Consider the following 7,079-nt stretch of genomic DNA (forward strand, 5'->3'; position numbering starts at 1 on the left):
TTCATTTATTCTTGGGCAACACTCTTCGGTTGATCTCAGGTTGCAGGTGTATCCCAAAACCATACTTGCAAAACTTTTCTTACTGCCTGCATGTCCTTAGGAATAGGAGTGACCGCATGCCAGGCTGAATCTGTTCTGCGAATAAGTGCTGACGTATTTTTTCTCGGTGCTATTTCCACCACAATATCCTTCGGATCAGCAGAGCGTAACAATTGCAAACAACCTCCCATTTCAGGCACCCAATTATCCGTTAGATACATTAAGTGAGTTACCATCTTGTGCGGTTTATCTACATGAGGCTGGAAGAATGAACCAGGGCCGAATTCCCAAAAATGTGCCTGAAATTGCAACTTTCTGACATTATATTCGCTGACATCACTGATACATTCGATATAGTCATCTGATAAAAGATCGCTTGCAACTAACAGCCAAATATCAGCGAGCTCATCTGGCATGTAAGGCTCTTTTACACCCAATTCTAGAAGGGGCCGGGTTTTTACATTATGTTGATACCATTCTTGTGACCCTTTCTTGCCAAGCGCTTCAGCAAGTTTACGCTGCGAATGATAAGTCCAGTGACTGATCGGAAAATCATCATCAGAAATCATTTGCTTAAACGTATCATCGCAAGTTGCCCACGGTGAAGGATCATAATTAAGTTTCATATTTTTTAATGCATCTAAATTCAGAATATTAGTCATTTAATATACCTCCAATATAATAATGGATTAATTTTTGGTACATATTCAATCCAGAGCTAAACGTCTTCCAAGAATATAATCAATCGTTTTTTTCTGGAGTAATGATGAATTAAGATCAGCCAAAGAAAGTAATTGGTCAGAATGACTCATACCAACCAGAACAGAAATAATATCTTTATTTGCCAATATGACTTCCAACGCTAATACAGATGGGGGACGGTTTAATTGTTGTGCAGCGTATATTAATCGATCAATGGCCTTTTTTGTGCGCACATTACGATAACCAAGCCCCTTATAACCTGACAAAGGATGTGTTCGAGGAACATCCAGCACAGAACGGTAACGCCCACCCAATAACCCACGAGCCAGAGGGAGTGCCGCCAGCAAACCAAGCTGGAATGCGATGAGGGAAGGGCGTATCTCTTCATAACTCTGGTAGTTCAATATATTGACAGGATTTTGCACGCAAACAGGTAATATTCCCCCCATTGCCTGGGCTGTATCACAATAATGCTCTATTTCTGAAAGCCTAACGTTACAAATGCCGTAACACCGGATTTTGCCTTCTTTTACCCATGATTGAAGGGTAGAGACAGTTTCTTCGACAGGCGTTGACGGGTCAGGTGCATGTAGCTGATATAAATCGATATAATCCGTTTTCAAGCGCTTAAGACTATTGTGTAAGCATTGAGTCATTGCTGCCCTGCTTGCACCTTTTGCCGTTTCATCATGACCAAATTTTGTCGCAATAACAACATCATGCCGACGCCCGTATACCGCATCACCTAATGCACTTTCACTTTCACCTTTGCCATAAATATCGGCTGTATCAAAAAAATTCACCCCCAAATCTAATGCTGTAGAAACAATACGCATGACATCTTTTCTACAGGCACTCACACCAAAATGGCTCCCGCCGACAGCCAAGCGAGATACCCGTAAGCCGATGGTTTCCAGGAAATGGGAACTGAAATCAATCATTACCAACTAACTCTCATTTGCTGGACATGTCTATCCGCCAGCCCTTCATTGATCAAAGCATCTATATTGCCCTCAGAAAGTGCGCGGTACTGTGCTGATGTCAGTTGATATTCTTGCATTACCTTTTCAGGTTCATTTTCCCAACGTGCCTGTACTTCAGGTTTAGAAATTAAATCATCAAGCAAGTCATTCACATCTTTCATTTTATTTTGCATAGTTAATTTTCTCACTGATTCATATAAAAGCGTTGTATGGTATGTAAAAACACCTTTAATATATGAGGTAAATTATAAAAAAAAGTCAAATTAACTTCTTTAAAAAACAGGCTTAGCGGTTCTCTTAATATGCTATTTATTAACAATGAAGCTTAAAATTATAAAAAGCAATTAGATTTTTTTTATGGTCATTAACCAAGAGTTAATTAAGATAAACATCTATTCGGCGTCAAAAAGTGCAGATGAAAATCCGCACTTTCTGCCCTCATAGTTTCAACAGCCTTAACAGGCTAAGTTATTAGCCCTCAATCAGGTATGGAGTGTCGGTTAGAATTAAATTGGCGAAATGGGAGGTGATTTGCAACTATCACAGGCCACACAATGGCTTGAAAGATAAAACGCCTTATAGGGGGCCTGTAAAAAATGAGAACGTAAAAGTGTTCTGTCAATCGAAGTCAAAACAGCTTTTTATCCGCACAATAATTATCAAACATTATTACAACAATCCCTTACTTTGAAATATACGTTGATAAATTTCATGTACCACTTGTTCTTTTCTCTTATTATAGTCCATTACCTGTTTAACATCATTTTTAGCAGTTATCTTCGCAGCTATATATCGTTCACAATCTTCAGGATGTTCTCTGAGCCAATCACGAAACCAAATATGTCGGATATGTTCAGGGCAATCAAGGCCAAAAACATGAAGATTAACTCTAGGTTTTGCCAAACGAAGGCATCGATGTTGATAAAAACTTGGTTCACGAACCGTTAAATCATAACCAAGCCGCTCCAATGCCGGTACATATTTTTCTTCTTGAGTTGGATCTTCCACAATGAGATCAATATCAATAACAGGTTTGGCAACCATCCCAAGAACTGCCGTTGACCCAACGTGCTCAATATTTAAGACAACGCTGCCAAGTGTTTTTTTGATAACCGAAGAAAGTTGTTGCCATGTAGCTAACCATTCAGGATTGTATTCTACAACGTCAATCACCTCTTCAGCAGGTTTACCATGTACCCAAGGGTTTTCATTAGGATCAGGCTCAGGGAATAAGATAATATCTTTAGTATTTATCACTAACTCGCTCCTTATTTCTTTGCTTAAGAAGGAAAGGGAAGTGCTAATTTCTAAGTGAAAGTATCACTTTTATTACGGTAACCGAAATCAGTGTGCCACATCACATAAGAGCTATCAAAATATTTAGACATTTCTTTGTTAAGTTCCCCCGCTATTTTTGTATTCGAACTTATCGCAAAAAAAGTTCACAAAAAGAGTGCGATTTCGCATAGTAATTAAATAAAATAGCCATCCCAAATCAAATGATTATTTAAAATCCATGATTAAGAATGACTATTAATGGAGGTTAATGATTAATCAGAATTATTCATCTTCCAAGTAAGTATAACCATACAGACCACTTTCAAACTCTTGCAGGAATTGCTCTTGCAAATTTTCACCTAAATCCGTCGATTTCACTTGATCACGAAAACGCGTCAATAGCACTTGTGGCTCCAGTTTCACATATTGAAGCATATTGGCTACCGTATCACCCTCTTCACTCTGCTGATAAGTGACTTCACCGTTTTCTGCAACGTAAACATCAATGGCCGCTGTATCACCAAACAGGTTATGCATATTACCCAGAATTTCCTGATATGCCCCGACCATGAAGAAACCAATCAATGGAGGGTTTTCCGGATCGTAGGCTGGCATTGGCATTGTTGTTGCCACACCATCACCATCAACATAATGATCAATAATACCATCAGAGTCACAAGTAATATCCAGCAATACCGCACGACGATCTAATGGCTTATCCAACCCCTCAAGTGGCAGAACCGGGAACAGTTGATCAATTCCCCAAGCATCAGGCATAGACTGGAAAAGGGAAAAATTCACATAGAATTTATCCGCCATGCGCTCCTGTAGTTCATCAATGATCGGCCGATGAGCACGGTTACTTGGATCAAGATCCTGTTGAATATGACGGCAGATATTTAAATATAATTCTTCTGCCCAGGCTCTTTCTGAAAGGCTTAATATCCCGTGCGCATATTGGGTATGAACATCGTGCAGGTCAAACTGACTGTCATGTAACCATTCACGCAAAGAACGTTTATAGCCTCCCTCCTGCATCTCCAGCCATGTATCCCATAAACTTGTCAGAGGACGCGCCGCATCTTCTTCGGGGGGCGTTGTATCGGTAAACTCATTACGTTCAACCCCAATAACATTGGAGATCAAAACAGTATGGTGAGCCGTCAATGCCCGACCAGATTCAGTGATCACGGTTGGATGTGGCAAACCATGTTCCTCACAGGCATCACCAATGCCCCAAATGACATTGTTCGCATATTCATTCAGGCCGTAGTTAACAGAACATTCTGACTGGGAACGTGTACCTTCATAATCGACGCCCAGTCCTCCGCCAACATCAAAACACTGAATGTTAACACCCAGTTTATGTAGCTCGACATAAAAATGGGCGGATTCACGCACGCCTGTTGCCACATCCCGAATATTCGCAAGTTGAGAACCCAGATGGAAATGCAGTAGTTGTAAGCTATCCAGTTTCCCGGCCGTACGGAGGGTTTCAACCAATTGCAGCACTTGTGCCGCTGCCAGACCAAACTTAGATTTCTCACCGCCACTGGACTGCCATTTACCAGCACCCTGTGAAGCAAGACGCGCCCGTACCCCAAGACGAGGGATGACATTAATGCGCTCCGCTTCTTCCAGCACCATTTCTATTTCGGACATTTTCTCGATAACCAGATACACCTTGTGTCCCAGTTTTTCACCGATCAGGGCCAAACGAATATATTCACGATCTTTATAACCATTACAGACGATGACAGTCCGCGTCATGCCTGCATGAGCCAACACGGCCATCAGTTCAGCTTTGGAGCCCGCTTCCAACCCAACAGGTTCACCAGAATTTGCCAGCGATTCGATTACACGGCGCTGCTGGTTTACCTTAATCGGATAAACCAGAAAATAATCGCCTTTATAACCATAAGATTCACGTGCACGTTTAAATGCAGTATTAATAGAGCGCAAACGGTGTTGCAGGATTTGAGGAAAGCAAAACAATGCAGGCAACCGTAACTGCTTTTTCTCTTCCTGAACTTTTCTTACCAGATCGACAAGCTCAACTTGTGCTTCTGGCAAATCAGGATTTGGACAAACACTGACATTACCCAGATCATTGACGTAGTAATAGTTACCGCCCCAATATGCAATATTGTAGGTCTGTCGCATTTTACGTGCGATATTATCATTCATGGCAGTCTCCTTCATGGAGTAGAGGTTTGCCTTCACCTGTAGTCAATAACCCAAGACGCTATTATTGTGCGTATCTTGCGCATTAATAAATGTCAGGGAACAGCTTGCTCTTAAATTATAGAAACGTTTAGAGGGAACTAAACAATATGTATTTACTGTTTGGCAATATGACTTCTGTTCAAAATGACCCGCCTGCTTGAACGATTCAGATAACATCGGGTTGAATTCATATCGATAAGAGAGGAACAAGATGTGGATACATCAATGGCATAATGTGGCTGTTGGCCGTTAACAATCAGCAGATAATGGTTCATAACCCCATTCACTCCACATGGCTTATCATCACGAAAGCCGTTTCTCAATTGAGAAGCAGAACACGCATAAACGCACCCTGCAAACGCCCATAACTTGAAGTGCAAAAACCTATCAGTTACGGGCGCTTTATACCTGTAATCCTGCAAAATTGCAAAACGAAATTTATTTATACTTAACAGATTTCGATAGATTTACTCGATAGATTTCGAACCTAAAGAAGGACAGAGAAGAAACCCAAAATGTCATACTGTGAAAGATATTTAAAACTAAAAAAACTGGTATATTTGGCAATAGTAACTTAGACTAGCCGTCTAGATGGTAAAACATCCACCCTTAAACCGAAATTATATTTAAGGTAACGAAATATAATGACTACACACCTTTTTACTTCTGAATCCGTTTCAGAAGGTCATCCAGATAAAATTGCTGACCAGATTTCCGACGCCGTTCTTGATGCGATCTTAGAACAAGATCCCAAGGCTCGTGTAGCTTGTGAAACTTATGTGAAAACCGGTATGGTTATGGTTGGTGGTGAAATTACCACCAGTGCTTGGGTTGATATTGAAGAAATTACCCGCAGAACTGTACGCGAAATTGGCTATACCAGCTCAGACATGGGTTTTGATGCTAATTCTTGTGCAGTAATTAGTGCGATTGGCAAACAGTCACCTGATATTAATCAGGGAGTTGACCGTGCTGATCCTCTGGAGCAAGGAGCGGGTGATCAAGGATTAATGTTTGGTTACGCAACCAACGAAACTGACGTATTGATGCCAGCACCTATTACATATGCTCACCGTCTGGTTGAGCGTCAGGCGCATGTACGTAAGAACAAAACACTGCCGTGGTTGCGTCCCGATGCCAAAAGTCAGGTTACATTCCAATACGACAACGGTAAAATTGTCGGTATTGATGCAGTCGTACTCTCTACTCAGCATTCTGAAGAAATCGGCCAGAAAGAGCTGCATGAAGCCGTTATGGATGAGATCATCAAACCTGTACTACCGGCTGAATGGCTCACTCCGATGACTAAATATTTCATCAACCCAACAGGCCGTTTCGTGATCGGAGGCCCAATGGGTGACTGTGGTTTGACAGGTCGTAAGATCATTGTAGATACCTACGGTGGTATGGCTCGTCACGGTGGTGGAGCGTTCTCAGGTAAAGATCCATCTAAAGTCGACCGTTCTGCGGCTTATGCTGCACGTTATGTGGCTAAAAATATTGTCGCAGCAGGTCTGGCTGATCGCTGTGAGATTCAGGTGTCTTATGCGATCGGTGTTGCTGAACCCACTTCCATCATGGTTGAAACGTTCGGCACTGAAAAGGTGCCAACTTCAACACTGATCCAATTGGTGCGCGAATTCTTTGATCTGCGCCCTTATGGCCTGATCAAGATGTTAGATCTGTTGCATCCAATCTATAGCGATACCGCGGCATACGGCCATTTTGGTCGAGAGCAGTTCCCGTGGGAAACGACAGATAAGGCCATGATCCTACGTAATGCAGCAGGGTTGAAATAACCTCTGCTACGTTTAAAAAGCCCGCCGATACCAGTAATACCGCTCGCTTAAG

The 7,079-nt window shown here is 41.8% G+C and carries 7 protein-coding genes; 1 reads left to right on the forward strand and 6 read right to left on the reverse strand.

Annotated features, from left to right (window positions below; genetic code table 11):
* Window positions 1–35: 35 nt before the first annotated feature.
* The 6 genes from ABLA85_RS15760 to ABLA85_RS15785 form a co-directional block, all read right to left on the reverse strand.
* Window positions 36–701: a 2OG-Fe(II) oxygenase gene (locus ABLA85_RS15760; RefSeq protein WP_367965329.1), complete on the reverse strand. Its 666-nt coding sequence runs from the start codon at window positions 699–701 to the stop codon at window positions 36–38.
* A gap of 45 nt (window positions 702–746) precedes the next feature.
* Complete coding sequence (locus ABLA85_RS15765) at window positions 747–1,682, reverse strand: aldo/keto reductase (protein ID WP_367965330.1); 936 nt, start codon at window positions 1,680–1,682, stop codon at window positions 747–749.
* Window positions 1,682–1,897 (reverse strand): hypothetical protein, encoded by a 216-nt coding sequence (locus ABLA85_RS15770; RefSeq protein WP_367965331.1) that lies wholly within the window; start codon window positions 1,895–1,897, stop codon window positions 1,682–1,684. Before ABLA85_RS15770 ends, ABLA85_RS15765 begins: the two co-directional genes overlap by 1 nt.
* A 496-nt stretch (window positions 1,898–2,393) precedes the next feature.
* Complete coding sequence (locus ABLA85_RS15775; protein WP_367965332.1) at window positions 2,394–2,981, reverse strand: GrpB family protein; 588 nt, start codon at window positions 2,979–2,981, stop codon at window positions 2,394–2,396.
* 303 nt (window positions 2,982–3,284) lie between these two features.
* A complete protein-coding gene (gene speA / locus ABLA85_RS15780; protein WP_367965333.1) occupies window positions 3,285–5,189 on the reverse strand; it encodes a biosynthetic arginine decarboxylase in 1,905 nt (634 codons plus the stop codon).
* A gap of 152 nt (window positions 5,190–5,341) precedes the next feature.
* On the reverse strand, window positions 5,342–5,503 hold the full coding sequence (locus ABLA85_RS15785; protein ID WP_367965334.1) for a hypothetical protein: 162 nt from the start codon (window positions 5,501–5,503) through the stop codon (window positions 5,342–5,344).
* A 369-nt stretch (window positions 5,504–5,872) separates the two neighbouring features.
* On the opposite strand from ABLA85_RS15785, the gene metK reads away from it, so the two are divergent.
* The gene (gene metK / locus ABLA85_RS15790) at window positions 5,873–7,027 is read left to right on the forward strand and encodes a methionine adenosyltransferase (RefSeq protein WP_367965335.1); all 1,155 of its coding nucleotides are present in this window, start codon (window positions 5,873–5,875) and stop codon (window positions 7,025–7,027) included.
* Window positions 7,028–7,079 lie beyond the last annotated feature (52 nt).

This window comes from Xenorhabdus sp. SGI246 (genome assembly GCF_040838225.1).
Classification (GTDB): Bacteria; Pseudomonadota; Gammaproteobacteria; order Enterobacterales; family Enterobacteriaceae; genus Xenorhabdus; species Xenorhabdus indica.